Annotated in this window: 15 protein-coding genes; 8 read left to right on the forward strand and 7 right to left on the reverse strand. The window is 68.6% G+C overall.

All coding sequences use genetic code 11. From position 1 onward, the window contains the following. Nucleotides 1-110: 110 nt before the first annotated feature. The 5 genes from purN to AC5Y5B_RS04490 all read left to right on the forward strand — a co-directional run bounded on the left by purN (nt 111) and on the right by AC5Y5B_RS04490 (nt 6,772). The gene (purN, locus tag AC5Y5B_RS04470) at nt 111-758 is read left to right on the forward strand and encodes a phosphoribosylglycinamide formyltransferase (RefSeq protein ID WP_500004009.1); all 648 of its coding nucleotides are present in this window, start codon (nt 111-113) and stop codon (nt 756-758) included. After that, a complete protein-coding gene (gene purH, locus AC5Y5B_RS04475; protein WP_112632839.1) occupies nt 755-2,338 on the forward strand; it encodes a bifunctional phosphoribosylaminoimidazolecarboxamide formyltransferase/IMP cyclohydrolase in 1,584 nt (527 codons plus the stop codon). Before purN ends, purH begins: the two co-directional genes overlap by 4 nt. Before the next feature lie 88 nt (nt 2,339-2,426). After that, entirely contained in the window at nt 2,427-3,821 is a 1,395-nt protein-coding gene (locus AC5Y5B_RS04480; RefSeq protein ID WP_112632840.1) for a sigma 54-interacting transcriptional regulator, read from the forward strand. Continuing rightward, on the forward strand, nt 3,814-5,847 hold the full coding sequence (locus AC5Y5B_RS04485) for a vWA domain-containing protein (RefSeq protein WP_500004016.1): 2,034 nt from the start codon (nt 3,814-3,816) through the stop codon (nt 5,845-5,847). Before AC5Y5B_RS04480 ends, AC5Y5B_RS04485 begins: the two co-directional genes overlap by 8 nt. A gap of 76 nt (nt 5,848-5,923) precedes the next feature. Beyond that, nucleotides 5,924-6,772 (forward strand): aldo/keto reductase, encoded by an 849-nt coding sequence (locus AC5Y5B_RS04490; protein ID WP_112632842.1) that lies wholly within the window; start codon nt 5,924-5,926, stop codon nt 6,770-6,772. Between the two features lie 10 nt (nt 6,773-6,782). On the opposite strand, the gene AC5Y5B_RS04495 is transcribed toward AC5Y5B_RS04490, so the two are convergent. From AC5Y5B_RS04495 to AC5Y5B_RS04525, 7 genes are all read right to left on the reverse strand, one after another. After that, entirely contained in the window at nt 6,783-7,385 is a 603-nt protein-coding gene (locus AC5Y5B_RS04495; RefSeq protein ID WP_112632860.1) for a DUF1707 SHOCT-like domain-containing protein, read from the reverse strand. Between the two features lie 133 nt (nt 7,386-7,518). Continuing rightward, nucleotides 7,519-8,298: an enoyl-CoA hydratase family protein gene (locus AC5Y5B_RS04500; protein WP_500004019.1), complete on the reverse strand. Its 780-nt coding sequence runs from the start codon at nt 8,296-8,298 to the stop codon at nt 7,519-7,521. A gap of 16 nt (nt 8,299-8,314) precedes the next feature. Continuing rightward, nucleotides 8,315-9,481 (reverse strand): acyl-CoA dehydrogenase family protein, encoded by a 1,167-nt coding sequence (locus tag AC5Y5B_RS04505; protein WP_500004022.1) that lies wholly within the window; start codon nt 9,479-9,481, stop codon nt 8,315-8,317. Next, nucleotides 9,478-11,457 carry an acetyl/propionyl/methylcrotonyl-CoA carboxylase subunit alpha gene (locus AC5Y5B_RS04510; RefSeq protein WP_500004025.1) on the reverse strand — a complete coding sequence of 660 codons (1,980 nt, stop codon included), beginning with the start codon at nt 11,455-11,457 and terminating at the stop codon, nt 9,478-9,480. Before AC5Y5B_RS04510 ends, AC5Y5B_RS04505 begins: the two co-directional genes overlap by 4 nt. A 5-nt stretch (nt 11,458-11,462) precedes the next feature. Then, entirely contained in the window at nt 11,463-13,052 is a 1,590-nt protein-coding gene (locus tag AC5Y5B_RS04515) for an acyl-CoA carboxylase subunit beta (protein ID WP_500004738.1), read from the reverse strand. Nucleotides 13,053-13,054: 2 nt separating this feature from the next. Beyond that, nucleotides 13,055-14,203, reverse strand: coding sequence for an acyl-CoA dehydrogenase family protein (locus AC5Y5B_RS04520; RefSeq protein WP_500004029.1), 1,149 nt, complete (start codon nt 14,201-14,203; stop codon nt 13,055-13,057). Next, on the reverse strand, nt 14,200-15,930 hold the full coding sequence (locus AC5Y5B_RS04525; protein ID WP_500004031.1) for an acyclic terpene utilization AtuA family protein: 1,731 nt from the start codon (nt 15,928-15,930) through the stop codon (nt 14,200-14,202). Before AC5Y5B_RS04525 ends, AC5Y5B_RS04520 begins: the two co-directional genes overlap by 4 nt. Nucleotides 15,931-16,218: 288 nt before the next feature. Between AC5Y5B_RS04525 and rpmF the strand changes: the two genes are divergently transcribed. From rpmF to AC5Y5B_RS04540, 3 genes are all read left to right on the forward strand, one after another. After that, on the forward strand, nt 16,219-16,392 hold the full coding sequence (gene rpmF / locus AC5Y5B_RS04530; RefSeq protein ID WP_003872812.1) for a 50S ribosomal protein L32: 174 nt from the start codon (nt 16,219-16,221) through the stop codon (nt 16,390-16,392). Nucleotides 16,393-16,501: 109 nt separating this feature from the next. After that, nucleotides 16,502-17,191 carry a two-component system response regulator MprA gene (gene mprA, locus AC5Y5B_RS04535; RefSeq protein ID WP_112632849.1) on the forward strand — a complete coding sequence of 230 codons (690 nt, stop codon included), beginning with the start codon at nt 16,502-16,504 and terminating at the stop codon, nt 17,189-17,191. A 16-nt stretch (nt 17,192-17,207) separates the two neighbouring features. Continuing rightward, nucleotides 17,208-18,776, forward strand: a complete 1,569-nt coding sequence (locus AC5Y5B_RS04540; RefSeq protein ID WP_112632850.1) for a HAMP domain-containing sensor histidine kinase — start codon at nt 17,208-17,210, stop codon at nt 18,774-18,776. Nucleotides 18,777-18,805 lie beyond the last annotated feature (29 nt).

Raw genomic sequence — 18,805 nt, forward strand, 5'->3', positions numbered from 1 at the left:
ACCCCGATCGTCGCCAGTGGGGCATCGTGAATGTCGCGCAGAGGCGGGCAATCCTGATGCCGCCAGCCCGATCGTCGGACGCGCGGCATCGGCGGGCTAGGCTCGCCGATGTGGTCGAACCGCTCCATGTGCCCCCGAACGCACCGGCACGGGTGGTGGTACTGGCGTCGGGCACCGGGTCGCTGCTGAATTCACTGTTGACTTCCGCCGCCGCGGATTACCCGGCCCGGGTGGTCGCCGTCGGCGCCGACCGCGACTGCCTAGCCACCGAGATCGCCGCGGCCGCTTCCGTGCCCGCCTTCACCGTCCGGCTCGGCGAGTACCCGGACCGCGACGCCTGGGACGCGGCCATCACCGAGGCCACCGCCGCGCACTCGCCGGACCTCGTGGTGTCCGCCGGTTTCATGAAAATCCTTGGGCCGCAATTCCTCTCGCGGTTCTATGGCCGCGTCATCAACACCCATCCGGCGCTGTTGCCGGCGTTTCCGGGTGCGCACGGGGTGGCCGACGCGTTGGCCTACGGAGTGAAGGTCACAGGCTGTACGGTGCACCTGGTGGACGCCGGGACGGACACCGGGCCGATTCTGGCGCAGGAATCCGTTCCGGTGCTCGACGGCGACACCGAAGAGACCCTGCACGAACGCATCAAGGTCACTGAACGGAAGCTACTGGTGGACGTGGTGGCCGCGATCGCAACAGGCGGCCTGACCCTGGTCGGGAGAAAAGCGACGATCGGACGAAAGGCGACGAACCGATGAGCACCGACGACTGGCGCGAAGACGCCAAACGGCCGATCCGGCGCGCCTTGATCAGCGTGTACGACAAGACCGGGCTCATCGACCTCGCCCAGGGGTTGGCGGCCGCGGGCGTCGAGATCGTCTCGACCGGATCCACCGCGAAGGTCATTGCCGACAAAGACATTCCGGTGACCCGGGTCGAGGAGCTGACCGGTTTCCCCGAGGTGCTCGACGGCCGGGTCAAGACCCTGCATCCGCGCGTGCACGCTGGCCTGCTGGCGGACCTTCGCAAACCCGAGCACGCCGCCGCGCTCGAGGAGCTCGGGATCGCGGCGTTCGAGCTCGTCGTCGTCAACCTGTATCCGTTCACCGAGACGGTCGACTCCGGGGCCAGCATCGACGAATGCGTCGAGCAGATCGACATCGGCGGCCCGTCGATGGTGCGCGCCGCGGCCAAGAACCATCCGAGCGTGGCGGTGATCGTCGACCCACTGGGCTACGACGGCGTGCTCGCCGCGGTACGCGCGGGCGGGTTTAGCCTCGCCGAGCGCAAAAAGCTGGCGGCGCTTGCCTTTCAGCACACCGCCGAATACGACATCGCGGTCGCGAGCTGGATGGAGTCGACGCTGGCTCCCGAACATCCGCCGACGACGTTCCCGAAGTGGCTGGGCCGCAACTGGCGCCGCTCGACGATGCTGCGCTACGGCGAGAACCCGCACCAGCAGGCGGCGCTGTACAGCGACCCCGGCGCCTGGCCCGGACTGGCGCAGGCCGAGCAGCTGCACGGAAAAGAGATGTCCTACAACAACTTCACCGATGCGGACGCGGCCTGGCGGGCCGCCTTCGATCACGAGCAGACCTGCGTCGCAATCATCAAGCACGCCAATCCATGTGGGATCGCCATCTCCTCGGAATCGGTCGCCGACGCGCATCGCAAGGCGCACGAATGCGATCCGTTGAGCGCCTTCGGCGGGGTCATCGCGTCCAACACCGAAGTCAGCCTGGAGATGGCCGAATACGTCAGCACCATCTTCACCGAGGTCATCGTCGCGCCTGCCTACGAGCCCGCCGCCCTCGAGGCGTTGACCCGCAAGAAGAACATCCGGGTGCTGGTGGCCTCGGAGCCGCTGACCGGCGGCACCGAGCTGCGGCCGATCAGCGGCGGACTGTTGGTCCAGCAGCGCGACGAGCTCGACGCGCACGGCGACAACCCCGCTAATTGGACGCTGGCCGCCGGCTCACCCGCCGATCCTTCGACGCTGGCCGACCTGGTGTTCGCCTGGCGCGTGTGCCGCGCCGTCAAATCGAACGCGATCGTGATCGCCGGCGGCGGCGCGACCATCGGCGTCGGCATGGGCCAGGTGAACCGGGTCGACGCGGCGCGGCTGGCGGTCGAACGGGGCGGCGATCGGGTGCGCGGCGCCGTCGCCGCCTCCGACGCGTTCTTCCCGTTCCCCGACGGGCTCGAGACGCTGACCGGCGCCGGGGTGAAGGCGATCGTGCACCCCGGCGGATCGGTGCGCGACGACGAGGTGACCGCGGCGGCCGCCAGCGCCGGCATTTCGCTGTATCTCACCGGGGCGCGTCACTTCGCGCACTAGCCACGGTGCGCGCGCGCGACGCCCGTGTCAATAAGCGTCTAGTGAACGCCCTTGGCATGACTCGTGTGAGCCCGCGTCGTAGCGTGGAGTGGTGACGTCACCGACCAACCTGCCCCGCACGGTCGGCGAGCTTCGTGCCGCCGGTCATCGTGAACGGGGAGTCAAGCAGGAAATCCGCGAAAATCTGCTCGCACGCCTTGCCGAAGGCGGAGATGGTGAAGCCATCTGGCCGGGCATCCTGGGCTTCGACGACACCGTCTTGCCCCAGCTCGAGCGGGCCCTGATCGCCGGCCACGACTTCGTGCTGCTCGGAGAGCGCGGGCAGGGCAAGACCCGGCTGCTGCGGGCGCTGACCGGCTTGCTCGACGAGTGGACGCCCGTGATCGCCGGTGCCGAACTGGGTGAGCACCCCTTCTCGCCGATCACCCCGGAGTCGATCCGCAAGGCCGCCACGCTGGGTGACGACCTGCCGGTAGAGTGGAAGCACCGCAGCGAGCGCTACACCGAGAAGCTCGCCACCCCGGATACCAGCGTGGCCGACCTGGTCGGCGACATCGACCCGATCAAGGTCGCCGAGGGCCGCAGCCTGGGCGACCCGGAGACCATCGCCTACGGCCTGATCCCCCGCGCACACCGCGGCATCGTCGCGGTCAACGAACTGCCCGACCTCGCCGAGCGCATCCAGGTGTCGATGCTCAACGTGATGGAGGAGCGCGACATCCAGGTCCGCGGTTACACGTTGCGCCTGCCGCTGGACGTGTTGGTGGTCGCCAGCGCCAACCCCGAGGACTACACCAACCGGGGGCGCATCATCACCCCGCTCAAAGACCGTTTCGGCGCGGAGATCCGGACCCACTACCCGCTCGAGCTCGACGCGGAAGTCGGTGTGATCGCGCAGGAAGCGCACCTGTCGGCCCAGGTTCCCGACTACCTGATGCAGGTCATCGCCCGGTTCGCCCGCTACCTGCGGGAGTCCAACTCCGTCGATCAACGCTCCGGGGTGTCGGCGCGGTTCGCGATCGCCGCCGCCGAGACGGTCGCCGCCGCCGCCCGGCATCGTGGCGCGGTGCTGGGGGAGACCGATCCGGTGGCCCGGGTGGTCGACCTGGGCACGGTGATCGACGTGCTGCGCGGCAAGCTGGAATTCGAGTCCGGCGAGGAGGGCCGCGAACAGGCGGTGCTCGAGCACCTGTTGCGCCGCGCGACCGCCGACACCGCGTCGCGCGCACTGGGCGGCATCGACGTCGGCTCTTTGGTGGCCGCGGTCGAGGGCGGTTCGGCGGTGACGACGGGGGAGCGGGTGTCGGCCAAGGACGTGCTGGCCGCGGTCCCCAACCTGGCGGTGGTGGACAAGATCGCGGCCAAGCTGGGCGCGCAGTCGGAAGGCGAACGGGCCGCGGCGCTGGAACTGGCGCTCGAGGCGCTGTATCTGGCCAAGCGCATCGACAAGGTATCCGGGGAGGGTCAAACCGTCTATGGCTAGTTCTGGTGGTGACGACCCGCTGCGCCCGGCTTCGCCGCGCTTGCGATCGTCACGCGGGCATTCCTCGCGCTACTCGGCGTACACCGGCGGCCCCGACCCGCTGGCACCGCCGGTGGATCTGCGCGAGGCGCTCGAACAGATCGGTCAGGATGTCATGGCCGGCACGTCGCCGCGGCGTGCGCTGTCCGAGCTGCTGCGCCGCGGCACCAAGAACCTGCCCGGCGCGGACCGGCTCGCCGCCGAGGCCAACCGCCGGCGGCGGGAATTGTTGCGCCGCAACAACTTAGACGGAACCCTGCAGGAGATCAAGAAGCTGCTGGACGAGGCGGTGTTGGCCGAACGCAAGGAGCTGGCCCGCGCGCTCGACGACGACGCCCGGTTCGGGGAACTGCAATTGGACGCGCTGCCGTCGTCGCCGGCCAAGGCCGTCCAGGAGCTCTCCGACTACAACTGGCGCAGCGGTGAGGCGCGCCAAAAGTACGACCAGATCAAGGATCTGCTCGGCCGCGAGATGCTGGACCAACGCTTCGCGGGCATGAAGCAGGCGTTGGAGGGCGCCACCGACGAGGATCGCCAGCGGGTCAACGACATGGTCAACGACCTCAACGACTTGCTGGACAAGCACGCCCGCGGCGAGGACACCCAGCAAGACTTCGACGACTTCATGGACAAGCACGGCGAGTTCTTTCCGGAGAACCCGCGCAACGTCGATGAGTTGCTGGACTCGCTGGCCAAGCGCGCCGCGGCCGCGCAGCGGTTCCGCAACAGCCTGAGCGCCGAGCAGCGCGCGGAGCTGGATGCGTTGGCGCAGCAGGCTTTTGGCTCGCCTGCGCTGATGCAGGCGCTGAACCGGCTCGATGCGCACCTGCAGGCGGCGCGGCCGGGGGAGGACTGGAGCGGCTCCGAGCAGTTCTCCGGTGACAACCCGTTCGGGATGGGGGAGGGCACCCAGGCGCTGTCCGACATCGCCGAGCTGGAGCAACTGGCCGAGCAGCTCTCGCAGAGCTATCCGGGCGCGACCATGGACGACGTCGACCTGGACGCGCTGGCGCGTCAGCTCGGTGACGAGGCGGCCGTCGACGCCCGCACGCTAGCCGAATTGGAACGCGCGCTGGTCAATCAGGGCTTCCTGGACCGCGGTTCCGATGGGCAGTGGCGGCTGTCGCCGAAGGCGATGCGCCGGCTTGGCGAGACGGCGCTACGCGATGTGGCGCAACAGCTTTCCGGACGCCGCGGTGAGCGTGACCACCGCCGCGCAGGCGCGGCCGGCGAACTCACCGGCGCCACTCGACCCTGGCAGTTCGGTGACACCGAGCCGTGGAACATCTCCCGCACCTTGACCAATGCCGTTCTGCGGCAGGCGGGAACGGCCACCATGGACGGCCCCGACGGACGCTTGAAGATCACCGTCGACGACGTCGAGGTCTCCGAGACCGAGACTCGGACGCAGGCCGCGGTCGCACTGCTGGTCGACACCTCGTTCTCCATGGTGATGGAGAACCGCTGGCTGCCGATGAAGCAGACGGCGCTGGCGCTCAACCATTTGGTGTGCACCCGCTTTCGTTCGGATGCCTTGCAGATCATCGCCTTTGGCCGCTACGCGCGGACGGTGACCGCCGCCGAGCTCACCGGCCTGGAGGGGGTCTACGAGCAGGGCACCAACCTGCATCACGCGCTGGCGTTGGCCGGTCGCCATCTGCGCCGGCACCCCAACGCGCAGCCCGTCGTGCTGGTGGTAACCGACGGTGAGCCGACCGCGCACCTCGAGGATTTCGACGGGGACGGCACGACAGTGTTTTTCGACTACCCACCGCATCCGCGCACCATCGCCCACACCGTGCGCGGTTTCGATGAGATGGCGCGCCTGGGCGCCCAGATCACCATCTTCCGGCTGGGCAGCGACCCCGGTCTGGCCCGCTTCATCGACCAGGTCGCCCGCCGGGTCGAGGGACGGGTCGTGGTGCCCGACCTCGACGGCCTGGGCGCGGCCGTCGTCGGTGACTACCTGCGGTCACGCCGCCGTTAACCGCCACATGGCCACCCCGGCCAGGGGATAGGTGTGCTTCGGACCGGGTACAGGCACTTGGAGAAGGAGGAGACGTATGAGCCAGGTTCCCACGATCGAACTCAATAACGGGGTCAGCATTCCGCAGCTGGGTTTCGGCGTGTTCCAGATCAAGCCCGACGAGACCGCCGCGGCGGTGAAGACGGCCCTCGAGATCGGCTACCGACACATCGACACGGCCGAAATGTACGGCAACGAAAAGCAAGTCGCGCAAGGCATCCGCGACGCGGGCCTGGACCGCGGCGAGGTCTTCGTCACCAGCAAGCTCAACAACGGCTTTCACAAACCCGACGATGCGCGCCGCGCCTTCGACGAGACGCTGAAGAAACTGGATTCCGACTACGTCGACCTGTTCCTCATCCACTGGCCGCTGCCCACGCTGTACGACGGTGACTTCGTGTCGACGTGGAAGGTCTTCGAGGAGTTCGCGCGCGACGGCCGCGCCCGCAGCATCGGTGTGTCGAATTTCCAAGTCGCACACCTGAAGCGGCTCGCCAACGAGACCGACACCGTCCCGTCGGTGAACCAGATCGAACTTCATCCGTACTTCGGAAACAACGAGGTTAGGGCCTACGGCCGCGAACACGGCATTGCCACCGAGGCGTGGGCGCCCATCGCCCAGGGCAAGGTACTCGACGATCCGGTGATCAACCGCGTCGCGAACACCCGCGGCAAGTCGGCGGCGCAGGTGGTGTTGCGCTGGCACATCCAGCGCGGCGACATCGTCTTCCCGAAGTCGGTGACACCGGACCGGGTGAAGGAGAATTTCGAGCTGTTCGACTTCGAATTGGACGACTCGGACATGGACGCGATCTCGGCGCTAGACAAGGGCGAGTCCGGACGCAACGGGCCCAACCCCGACACGTTCGATTACGTGCCCCGCTGAGGGTTTTCCGCTAGCCGCGCGGCCGGCGGGCTTTGCGGATGATCCCGACAGCGCCCCACAGCGAGAAGCCGCGAATGTGCACGGTCGGCGCGCCGGGGGTGCCCTGCCCGTGGACCGCGCGGTCGAAGTTTCCCATCACGCCGCGGCCGTGCACCTCGACGTTGACCTCGGGCGGCAGCAAAATGTTTTGCACCCCCATGATCGACATCGCGTGGATGTCGACCTCGGTCGAGGTGAAGTCGGCGTAGCGCAGATCGACCACTCCGCTGCCCCACAGCGTGAAGGTGGTGAGCTTCTTCGGGACGTTCCATCGGCCGCGGCGTTCGAAGCCGCTCATCAACGCCAGCAGCAGCGTCGACGGCGCCGGATTGGGTTTGCCGCCGCGACGCGGGCTGATCGGAGTCCCGGGCAGATCGGCCCGCAGCTCATCCAGTTCCTCATACGTCGTCGCCGCATAAGCCCTGGTCAAACGGTCTTCATAGTCGTTGAGCTGCAGGCGGCCCTGCTCGGCCGCGTACGCAAGCAACTGGGCGATCTGGATGCGGTCGGTATCGGCCGCGCGCGACGGCTCGCCGCGCGTGTCCTCCGCATCCCGTTGCGTTGAGTTGCTCATCACCCACGAGCCTACGACGTACAGCATTTGCTGCAAGAGGATTGGCTAAACTGCAACCTTGCGCCGGCCCGCGTCACACCGCCGGCCGTTAGGCCGGACCCGTTGTTTGACACCTGGCTAACTTCTCAGCTGGCTAACTCGTCCAGTTGGGCGCACGCTTCTCGAGGAAAGCCAGCATGCCTTCACGCGCCTCGTCGGAGACGAACAACCGGGCCGATTCCTCGGCGAGGCGTTCGGCGTCGCGGTCGAACTCCGCCAGCACCGCGGTCGTCGTCAAGGCCTTGGAAGCCGCGAGGCCCTGGGGCGAACCACGGCCGATATCGGCGATCAGTTCGTCGACCGCGGCGTCGACGTCCTCGGCGGCAACGGTGATCAGGCCGACCTCTGCGGCCTGGCCGGCGTCGAACTTCTCGCCGGTCAGGTAGTAGCGCGCGGCGGCCCGCGCCGAAAGTTTGGGCAGCAGCGTCAACGAGATGATCGCCGGCGCGACGCCGATCCGGGCCTCGGTGAGCGCGAAGGTGCTGCGCGGACCGGCGACCGCGATATCGCAGGCGCCCACCAGGCCGAAGCCCCCCGCGCGGACGTGCCCGTCGATCGCGGCGATCACCGGCAGCGGCGAGGAGACGATGGCCCGCATCAAGTCGACCATCTCCCGGGCCCGCTCGACGGCCATCTGGAACGGATCGCCGTTGCCCGCCTCGCTCAAATCCGCACCGGCACAGAACGTTCCGCCGGTGTGGCCCAGTACCACCAGCCGCACCGCCGGGTCCGCTGAGGCGTCACGCAACCCCTGGTGCAACTGGTTGACCAGGGTGGTCGACAGCGCGTTGCGGTTGTGCGGCGAATTCAGGGTCAGCCGCGCGTACGGCCCGCCCGTGTCGGCGGGTCCGGCGTATTCGACGAGCCTTGTCATGAGAAAGAACCGGTCATCAGTAGCTTCGGGGCAGACCCAGGGATGTCTGCGCGACGAAGTTCAGCACCATCTCACGGCTGACCGGGGCGATGCGGCCCAGCCGGGCCGAGGCCAGCATCGCGGCCAGGCCGTATTCCTTGGTCAGTCCGTTGCCGCCCAGCGACTGCACCGCCTGATCCACCGAACGCGTCGCCGCCTCGGCCGCAGCGTATTTGGCCATGTTCGCGGCCTCGGCCGCGCCCATGTCGTTGCCGGAGTCATACAGGGTGGCGGCCTTCTGCAGCATCAGCTTGGCCAGCTCGACTTCGATGTGGCACTGCGCCAACGGGTGTGACAGCCCCTGGTGCGCGCCGATCGGCGTGCCCCATACCTGCCGGGTTTTGACGTATTCGGCGGCCCGGCTCAGCGCGTACCGTCCCATCCCGACGGAGCTCGCCGCGCCCATGATGCGTTCGGGGTTCAGACCGGCGAAAAGCTGGGCGATGGCGGCGTCTTCGGCGCCGACGAGCGCGTCGCTGGGCAGGCGAACGTCGTCGAGGAAGACCTGGAACTGGCGTTCGGGGCTGATCAGTTCCATTTCGATCGGGGTGTAGGCGAAGCCCGGCGCGTCGGTGGGCACCACGAACAGCGCGGGGCGCAGCTTGCCGGTCTTGGCCTCCTCGGTGCGGGCCACCACCAGCACCGCCTGCGCCTGGTCGATGCCGGAGATATATACCTTCTGGCCCTTCAGAATCCAGTCGCTGCCCTCCCGGCGGGCGGTCGTGGTGATCCGGTGCGAGTTGGAGCCGGCGTCGGGCTCGGTGATGGCGAAGGCCATCGTCAGCGTCCCGTCGGCGATGCCGGGAATCCAGCGCCTCTTCTGCTCCTCGGTGCCGAACTTGCTGATGATGGTGCCGTTGATGGCGGGCGAGACGACCATCAGCAGCAGCGCGCTGCCCGCCGCCGCCATCTCCTCCATGACCAGCGAGAGCTCGTACATTCCGGCGCCGCCACCGCCGTACTCCTCGGGCAGGTTCACGCCCAGGAAGCCGAGTTTGCCTGCCTCCGACCACAATTCGTCGGTGTGCTCCTGCGCGCGGGCCTTGCGCAGGTAGTACTCGCTGCCATAGTTGGCTGCCCACGCCGCCACCGACTTGCGTAGGGCCTGACGCTCCTCGCTCTCGATGAAGCTGGTGTCGGTCATGCTGAATCCCCTTCTGATTGTGGCGCTTCCACTCTTGCCAGCACAGCGCCCACTTCGACTTGCTGACCGGTCTTGACGTTGAGTTCGGCGAGGACCCCGTCGACCGGGGCGGCGATGGTGTGTTCCATCTTCATGGCCTCCAGCCAGATCAGCGGCTGGCCGGCGGTGACGGTGTCGCCGATCGCGGCACCGAGCCGGATGACGCTGCCGGGCATCGGCGCGACCAGCGAGCCCTTTTCGACGGTCGAACCTGGCTCGGGGAAACGGGGCTGCGCGATCAGGTGCACGGGTCCGCGCGCGGAATCGACGTAGACGTCGGACTCGTAGCGCCGCACCGAGAAGCCGTGGTCGACACCGTCCACCCGCAGCACGACGGCCTTCGCCGTGGCCGACACCAGCTGCACGGACGGGTCGTCCGGAAGTACCAAACCGGTTCTGGTGAAACGGTATTGAACTTTGATCTCGTCACCGGCGTCGTCGCGGTAGTCCCTGACCTGATAGACCGATGGGAGGTTGCGCCAGCCGCTGGGCACCGCACCCAGGACGGGGGCGCCGGCGCGGTTGTGCGCGGCGTCGGCGAGTGCGGCCGCGATGGCCGACAGTCGCACCACCGCGGTGCCGCCCAGCGGCGCCGCGAGGCGCGCCAGGTCGTGGGTGTCGAAAAACGCCGTGTCGGTGGTCCCGTCGAGAAACGCGGGATGCCGCAGCACATTCACCAGAAGGTCCCGGTTGGTGCGCACACCGTGCACGCGGGCGCGGGCCAGCGCGTCGGCGAGCACAAGCGCCGCCTGGCGTCGCGTCGGGGCATAGGAGATCACCTTGGCCAGCATGGGGTCGTAGTGGATCGAGACGGTGAACCCCTCGACGATGCCCGAATCCAGCCGGATCCCGGTCCGGTGCCCCAGGGAGCCGAACTCGGCCCGCACCGACGGCACCTCGAACCCGCGGACCAGGCCGGCCTGCGGTTGCCAGTTCTTGGCGGGATCCTCGGCGTAGAGCCGGGCCTCGATCGAATGCCCTTGGGGGGCAGGCGGTTGCGCGTCCAGGCGGGCGCCGTCGGCGACGGCGAGCTGCAGTTCGACCAGATCGAGTCCGGTGGTCTCCTCGGTCACCGGGTGTTCGACCTGCAGCCGAGTGTTCATTTCGAGGAAGTAGAACTCGCCGTCGTCGTCGGCCAGGAACTCGACCGTGCCTGCGCCGGTGTAGCCGATGGCTTCGGCGGCCAACCGGGCGGCGTCGAACAGCTTGGCGCGCATGCCGGGGGTGCGCTCCACCAACGGCGAGGGCGCCTCCTCGATGATCTTCTGGTGGCGGCGCTGAATCGAGCATTCCCGTTCCCCGACCGCCCACACCGTGCCGTGGGTGTCGGCCATGACCTGAACCTCGATGTGGTGTCCGGTGGGCAGGTAGCGCTCGCAGAACACCGTCGGGTCCCCGAAGGCGGACTGGGCTTCGCGGCGGGCCGCTTCCACTTCGGCGGGCAGGGCGGACAATTCGCGCACCACCCGCATGCCGCGGCCACCGCCGCCCGCGGAGGCCTTGACCAGCGCCGGCAGCTGCGCCTCGGTAACGGTGTCGGGGTCGAGCTCGTCGAGCACGGGCACGCCCGCCGCGGCCATGAGCTTCTTGGACTCGATCTTGGAGCCCATCGCGCGCACCGCGTCCACCGGCGGTCCCACCCACGTCAGGCCTGCGTCCTGGACGGCGGCCGCGAAGTCGGCGTTCTCCGAAAGGAATCCGTAACCGGGGTGTATCGCGTCGGCGCCCGCGGCGCGGGCGGCGGCGATGACGGCCTCGGCGTTGAGGTAGTCGTTGGTCTTGTCCAGGCGCACCCGGGCGTCGGCCTCGGCGACGTGCGGGGAGCCGGCGTCGGGGTCGGTGTAGACGGCGACGGTGCCCAGGCCCAGCCGGCGGCAGGTGGCGAACACCCGCCGGGCGATCTCACCGCGGTTGGCGACCAGTACTCGAGTAATCATGGGGCTCACATCCGGAAGACGCCGAAGTTCGACGTCCCCTCGATCGGGCCATTGGCGATGGCGGACAGGCACATTCCCAAGACGGTGCGGGTATCTCGCGGGTCGATCACCCCGTCGTCGTAGAGCATCCCGGACAACACCAGCGGCAGCGACTCGGCTTCGATCTGGCCCTCGACCGCGGCCCGCATCGCCGCATCGGCGTCCTCGTCGACCTGCTGGCCGCGCGCTTCGGCGGCAGCGCGGGCCACGATCGACAGCACGCCCGACAGCTGGGCGCCGCCCATCACCGCGGACTTCGACGTCGGCCAGGCGAAGAGAAACCGGGGATCGTAGGCGCGGCCGCACATGCCGTAGTGACCCGCGCCGTAGGAGGCGCCGATCAGCAGCGAGATGTGTGGCACCGTCGAATTGGACACGGCGTTGATCATCATCGAGCCGTGCTTGATCATCCCGCCCTCTTCGTAGTCCTTGCCGACCATGTAGCCGGTGGTGTTGTGCAAGAACAGCAGTGGCGTGTTGGAGCGGTTGGCCAGCTGGATGAACTGGGTGGCCTTCTGGGACTCCTCGCTGAACAGCACGCCGCGCGCGTTGGCCAGGATGCCGATCGGATACCCGTGCAGCCGCGCCCAGCCCGTCACCAGGGAGGAACCGTAGAGCGGCTTGAATTCGTCGAACTCGGAGCCGTCGACGATGCGGGCGATGACTTCGCGGGGATCGAACGGGATCCGCAGATCCGCGGGCACGATGCCGATGAGTTCTTCGGTGTCGAACAGCGGCTCGGTGACCGGTTTGGGTTTCGGCCCGCGCTTGGTCCAGTTCAACCGGGCCACGATGCGACGGCCGATGCGGATGGCGTCGAGTTCGTCGACGGCGAAGTAGTCGGCCAAACCGGAGATGCGAGCATGCATTTCGGCGCCGCCGAGCGATTCGTCGTCGGATTCCTCGCCGGTGGCCATCTTCACCAGCGGGGGACCGGCCAGGAAGACCTTGGAACGTTCCTTGATCATCACCACGTGATCCGACATGCCCGGGACGTAGGCCCCGCCGGCGGTGGAGTTGCCGAATACCAGTGCGATGGTGGGGATTCCGGCCGCCGAGAGCCGGGTGAGGTCGCGGAACATCCGCCCGCCGGGAATGAAGATCTCCTTTTGCGTGGGCAGATCCGCACCGCCGGACTCCACCAGCGAGATCACCGGGAGCCGGTTCTCGAAGGCGATCTGGTTGGCCCGCAGGATCTTCTTGAGGGTCCACGGGTTGCTGGTGCCGCCTTTGACCGTGGGGTCGTTGGCGACGATCATGCATTCGACGCCTTCGACCACGCCGATGCCGGTGACGGTGCTCGCGCCGACCTTGAAGGCGCTGCCCCAGGCCGCCAGCGGACTCAGCTCCAGGAACGGCGAATCCCGGTCGACCAGCAATTCGATGCGCTCACGCGCCGTCAGCTTGCCGCGGTCATGATGGCGTTCAACGTATTTCGCCCCGCCGCCGGCCAGCGCGTTGGCCAGCTCGGTGTCGATCTCCTCCAGTTTCGCGATGGCCGCCGACGCCGCGTCGGTAAAGGCGGCGGCCTCGCGGTCGAGGGTGGACTGCAGCACGGTCATGATTGGAATCCCAGCAGTTTGGCGGACAGTGCGGTCAGGATTTCGGTGGTTCCTCCGCCGATGCCCAGGATCCTCATGTCCCGGTACTGGCGTTCGACCTCGGATTCGGCCATGTAGCCCATGCCGCCGAACAACTGGACGGCCTGGTTGGCCACCCATTCGCCGGCCTCGACGGCGGTGTTCTTGGCGAAACATACCTGCGGAATCAGGTTGGTCTCGCCGGCGAGCTGCCGCTCCACCACGTGGCGCGAGTAGACCCGGGCGACATCGATGCGACGCGCCATCTCCGCCAACGTGTTCTGCACCGACTGCCGCGAGATCAACGGACGACCGAATGTCTCGCGGTCGCGACACCATTGCACCGTCAGGTCCAGGCAGCGCTGGGCGCTCGAATAGGCCTGTGCGGCAAGGCCGATGCGCTCGGCGACGAAGGCCTGGGCGATCTGGGCGAACCCGCTGTTCTCGGCGCCGACCAGGTTGGTGGCCGGCACCCGGACGTCGGTGTAGGACAGCTCGGCCGTATCCGAGGACCGCCAGCCCATCTTGTCCAGCTTGCGGCTCACCTCGAAGCCGGGCGTGCCCTTCTCGACCACCAGCAGCGAAACCCCGCCCGCGCCAGGGCCTCCGGTGCGTACCGCGGTCACCACGTAGTCGGCGCGGACCCCGGAGGTGATGTAGGTCTTGGCGCCGTTGACGATGTAGTGGTCGCCGTCGCGGACCGCCGAGGTGCGCAGATGTCCGACGTCGGAGCCGCCGCCGGGCTCGGTGATCGCCAGCGAACCGGTCTTCTCGCCGGCCAGGGTCGGCCGGACGAACTCCTCGATCAGCCGCCGATCGCCCGAGGCGATCATGTGCGGCACCGCGATGCCGCAGGTGAACAGCGACGCGAACACGCCGCCCGGGGCGCCGGCCTGATGCATCTCCTCACAGATGATCACCGCGTCGGCGCCGTCGCCGCCACCGCCGCCGACCGATTCGGGGAAGCCCGCGCCCAAAAGGCCGGCGGCCCCGGCGCTGCGATGCAACTCGCGGGGTAGCTCGCCGCAGCGCTCCCACTCGTCGACGTGGGGCAGGATCTCGCGTTCTGCGAACGAGCGCACCGTCTTTCGCAGCTGTTCGCGCTCGGGCGTGGTCCAAAGGTTCACAGCAGGTTCTCCGGGATGTCGAGGTAGCGGCCGCGGAGCCATTCGCCCAGCCCCTTGGCCTGGGGATCGAAGCGGGCCTGGTAGGCGACGCCCTGGCCGAGGATGCCGTCGATGACGAAGTTGACCGCCCGCAGATTCGGCAGCAGGTGGCGGGTGACGCCGAATTCGGCCGCTTCGGGCAGCAGCTCTGCGAGCAGCTCGATGGTCAACGTGTTGGCCAGCCAGCGCCATTGCTCGTCGGTGCGCACCCAGACCCCGACGTTGGCGGAGCCGCCCTTGTCGCCGCTGCGCGCCCCGGCGATGCGGCCCAACGGCACGCGTTGGGTCGGCCCGTCCGGCAGGGGTTCCGGAAGCGGTGGTTCGGCGGCGGGTGCGAGTTCCAAAGTGTCTGTGGTACAAGGGATATCGACGCGGGTACCGTCGGCGTGTACCGCGACGTGCGGTACCTGATCGGCGGCGACGTAGCCCGGGGTGAACACCCCGTAGACCTGCCCGTCGCCCGGCGGCGCGGTGACGTGGAATCCCGGATAGCTGGCCAACGCCAATTCGACTGCGGCCGAGGAGAATTGGCGACCGACGTTGGCGGGGTCGGGGTCACGCACCACGCAGTGCAACAGGGCGCTGGCGGCCTCCTCGGTGTCGGCGTCGGGATGGTCGGTGCGCGCCAGGGTCCACTGCAGTTCGGCGGGCTTGACGGTGAGCGCGGCGTCGAGTTGTTGGCGCACCAGATCGGCCTTGGCCTCGATGTCCAGGCCGGTCAGCACGAACGTCATCGCGTTGCGGAACCCGCCGATGCTGTTCATCGACACCTTGTAGGTGGGCGGTGGGGCCTCGCCGCGCACGTCGCTGATGCGCACCCGGTCCGGGCCGTCGGACGACAGCTCGACGCTGTCCATCCGGGCGGTCACGTCGGGGTTGGCGTAGCGGGCGCCGGTGATCTCGTAGAGCAGCTGCGCGGTGACGGTGTCGACGCTGACCAGCCCGCCGGTACCCGGGTGCTTGGTGATCACCGAGGACCCGTCGGCGTTGACCTCGGCCAGCGGGAAACCGGCGTGGGTCAGGTCGGGCACCTCGGTGAAGAAGGAGTAGTTGCCCCCGGTGGCCTGGACACCGCACTCGATGACGTGGCCGGCGACCACCGCGCCGGCGAGCGCGTCGTAGTCGGTGCGGCCCCAGCCGAAGTGCGCCGCCGCGGCCCCGACGATCACCGAGGCGTCGGTGACGCGGCCGGTGACGACGACGTCGGCGCCGTCGCTTAGGCAGTCGACGATGCCCCAGGCGCCCAGGTACGCGTTCGCCGTCAACGGGCTGCCCAGCCCGAGTTCGGCGGCGCGCGCCAACAGGTCGTCACCCTCCACGTGGGCGACTCGCGCGTCGATGCCCAGGCGCTCGGCCAGCGCGCGTATCGCGTCGGCCAGGCCGGCGGGGTTGAGGCCCCCGGCGTTGGCGACGATGCGGACCCCACGGTCGCGGGCCTCGCCCAGGCAGTCCTCGAGTTGGGTCAGGAAGGTCTTCGCGTAGCCGCGCTCGGGGTGCTTCATCCGGTCGCGGCCGAGGATCAGCATGGTGAGTTCGGCCAGGTAATCGCCGGTCAGGTAGTCGACGTCACCGCCGGTGAGCATCTCTCGCATGGCCGACAGCCGGTCGCCGTAGAAGCCCGAGCAGTTCGCGATCCGGACGGCGCCGGAACTGCCCGGGGCGCCAGCGGCGCCGGAAGCAGAGGCCATGCCTGTCCTCCATTCGGGGATTTCACCGGTTCGGACCTACCAACCAACCGGTAGGTTAGCGGGTACCGCCGGTGTCACGTCAAGGATCCCACTTCGGGGCCGGGCCGCCCGTGGCGCGATCAGCGGCTGGCGGTCGGCGGGCGGGCGTCCATTTTGGCCACGAGCGGGCCAGCGACTATCCTGAGGTGCGATTGTCGCCCGTTCGGCTCACCAGCCACGCCGCGCGACATGCCGAACTGCAAGTCCCACGTCGAATTTTCGAAGCAACACGAGGAGTTAGGCCCGACCATGGCCGTACCCAAGCGCAGAATGTCGCGCGCGAACACCCGTAGCCGGCGCGCGCAGTGGAAGGCCGAGAAGACCGAACTCGTCGGTGTCACGGTCGCAGGTCAGCGGCACAAAGTGCCCCGGCGGCTGCTCAAGGCGGCCCGCCTCGGCCTGATCGACCTCGACCGCCGCTAGCTCTATGGCGGCGACCCGCCGCGCCCGGCTGCGCCGCGCTTGCGATCGCCGCTAGCCCCCCGGCGCGCCTCTCAGGCCAGTCTCAGGCGGTGGGACGAAACTAGGGGCCGTGCGAATACTGGTCGTCGACGACGATCGCGCGGTGCGCGAATCGCTGCGTCGGTCCTTGTCCTTCAACGGCTACTCCGTTGAGCTGGCCCATGACGGCGTCGAAGCCCTCGAACTGATCGCCAGCGATCGCCCCGACGCGCTCGTCCTGGACGTGATGATGCCGCGCCTGGACGGCCTCGAGGTGTGCCGTCAGCTCCGCAGCACCGGTGACGATCTGCCCATCCTGGTGCTCACCGCCCGCGACTCGGTGTCCGAGCGGGTCGCCGGCCTGGACGCCGGCGCCGACGACTACCTGCCGAAGCCCTTCGCCCTGGAGGAGCTGCTGGCCCGGATGCGCGCGCTGCTGCGCCGCACCAAGCCGGAGGACGAGGACGCCGACTCCGTGGCGATGACGTTCTCCGACCTGACGCTGGACCCGGTCACCCGCGAGGTCACCCGCGGACAGCGCCGGATCAGCCTGACCCGCACCGAGTTCGCGCTGCTGGAGATGCTGATCGCCAACCCGCGCCGGGTGCTCACCCGCAGCCGCATCCTCGAAGAGGTCTGGGGCTTCGACTTTCCCACCTCGGGCAACGCGCTCGAGGTCTATGTGGGTTACCTGCGGCGCAAGACCGAGGCCGATGGGGAGTCGCGGCTGATCCACACGGTGCGCGGGGTCGGCTACGTCCTTCGGGAGACGCCACCGTGACGATGCGGATCCACCGATGATCCGGTTCCCCCGGCCGCAACGGCCACCGCTGCGCCCGCCGTTGCGCGCGACACCCTCCTTGTCGCTGCGGTGGCGGGTGATGCTGCTTGCGATGTCCATGGTCGCCATGGTCGTGGTGTTGATGGCCTTCGCCGTCTACGCCGTGATTTCCGCCGCGCTCTACAGCGACATCGACAACCAGCTGCAAAGCCGCGCGCAGCTGCTGATCGCCAGCGGCTCACTGGCCGCGGACCCCGGCAAAGCGATCGAGGGCACCGCCTATTCCGACGTCAACGCGATACTGGTGAACCCGGGCCACGCGATCTACACCGCCCAGCAGCCGGGCCAGACCCTGCCGGTCGGCGCGCCGGAGAAAGCGGTCATCCACGGCGATTTGTTCATGTCGCGGCGCACCGCCGGCGACCAACGAATCCTCGCCGTGCACCTGCAGAACGGCACGTCGCTGCTGATCTCCAAGAGCCTCAAGCCCACCGAAGCGGTGATGAACAGGCTGCGCTGGGTGTTGCTGATCGTCGGCGGTGTCGGGGTGGCGGTCGCCGCCGTGGCGGGCGGCATGGTCACCAGGGCCGGGCTGCGCCCGGTGGCACGGCTGACCGAGGCCGCCGAGCGCGTGGCGCGCACCGACGACCTGCGACCCATCCCCGTATTCGGCAGCGACGAATTGGCCCGACTCACCGAGTCGTTCAACCTGATGCTGCGCGCACTCGCCGAGTCACGGGAGCGGCAGGCCCGACTGGTCACCGACGCCGGTCACGAATTGCGCACCCCGCTGACCTCGCTGCGCACCAACGTCGAACTGTTGATGGCTTCGATGGAACCGGGAGCGCCGCGGCTGCCCGAGCAGGAGATGGTGGATCTGCGCGCCGACGTCATCGCGCAGGTCGAGGAATTGTCAACGCTGGTAGGCGATTTGGTGGACCTCACTCGCGACGACGCCGGCCAGGTGGTGCACGAGACCGTCGACATGTCCGAGGTGGTCGATCGCAGCCTGGAGCGAGTCAGGCGGCGGCGCAACGACATTCACTTCGACGTCGACGTCACACCGTGGCAGATGTACGGCGACGCCGCCGGGCTGTCGCGTGCGGTGCTGAACCTGCTGGACAACGCCGCCAAGTGGAGCCCGCCCGGTGGCCACGTCGGCGTCACCATGCGCCAGCTCGACCCGTCGCACGCGGAGCTGGTGATAGCCGACCACGGCCCCGGCATTCCGCCGCAGGAGCGAAGGCTGGTGTTCGAACGGTTCTACCGGTCGACGACGGCGCGGGCCATGCCCGGGTCCGGGCTCGGGCTGGCGATCGTCAAGAAGGTCGTGCTCAACCACGGCGGGCTGCTGCGCGTCGAGGACACCGTTCCGGGAGGCCAGCCCCCGGGCACCTCCTTCTATGTACTGCTGCCCGGCCGGCCCATGCCCGCCTCGGCCTACCCGACGGCCGCCGGTGAGCCGCAAACCGACCAGGTAGACGCCGTGGCCGACCACGCCAACGCGGCGGGCGGCGATGAGGCGAACTCTCGGGAATCGGCGAACGTTATCTCAGTGGACTCTCAGTCCGCCCGGGCAAGGTAGGTCTGCGGCTACTGTTGGACCCAGCCGTC

This window comes from Mycobacterium sp. NGS33 (assembly GCF_059812885.1).

Excerpts from the sequence above, each read along its gene's own strand:
- purH (WP_112632839.1), top strand. The coding sequence starts at position 755 with ATGAGCACCGACGACTGGCGCGAAGACGCCAAACGGCCGATCCGGCGC.
- AC5Y5B_RS04485 (WP_500004016.1), top strand. The coding sequence starts at position 3,814 with ATGGCTAGTTCTGGTGGTGACGACCCGCTGCGCCCGGCTTCGCCGCGC.
- AC5Y5B_RS04490 (WP_112632842.1), top strand. The coding sequence starts at position 5,924 with ATGAGCCAGGTTCCCACGATCGAACTCAATAACGGGGTCAGCATTCCG.
- AC5Y5B_RS04495 (WP_112632860.1), bottom strand. The coding sequence starts at position 7,385 with ATGAGCAACTCAACGCAACGGGATGCGGAGGACACGCGCGGCGAGCCG.
- AC5Y5B_RS04500 (WP_500004019.1), bottom strand. The coding sequence starts at position 8,298 with ATGACAAGGCTCGTCGAATACGCCGGACCCGCCGACACGGGCGGGCCG.
- AC5Y5B_RS04505 (WP_500004022.1), bottom strand. The coding sequence starts at position 9,481 with ATGACCGACACCAGCTTCATCGAGAGCGAGGAGCGTCAGGCCCTACGC.
- AC5Y5B_RS04510 (WP_500004025.1), bottom strand. The coding sequence starts at position 11,457 with ATGATTACTCGAGTACTGGTCGCCAACCGCGGTGAGATCGCCCGGCGG.
- AC5Y5B_RS04525 (WP_500004031.1), bottom strand. The coding sequence starts at position 15,930 with ATGGCCTCTGCTTCCGGCGCCGCTGGCGCCCCGGGCAGTTCCGGCGCC.
- rpmF (WP_003872812.1), top strand. The coding sequence starts at position 16,219 with ATGGCCGTACCCAAGCGCAGAATGTCGCGCGCGAACACCCGTAGCCGG.
- AC5Y5B_RS04540 (WP_112632850.1), top strand. The coding sequence starts at position 17,208 with ATGATCCGGTTCCCCCGGCCGCAACGGCCACCGCTGCGCCCGCCGTTG.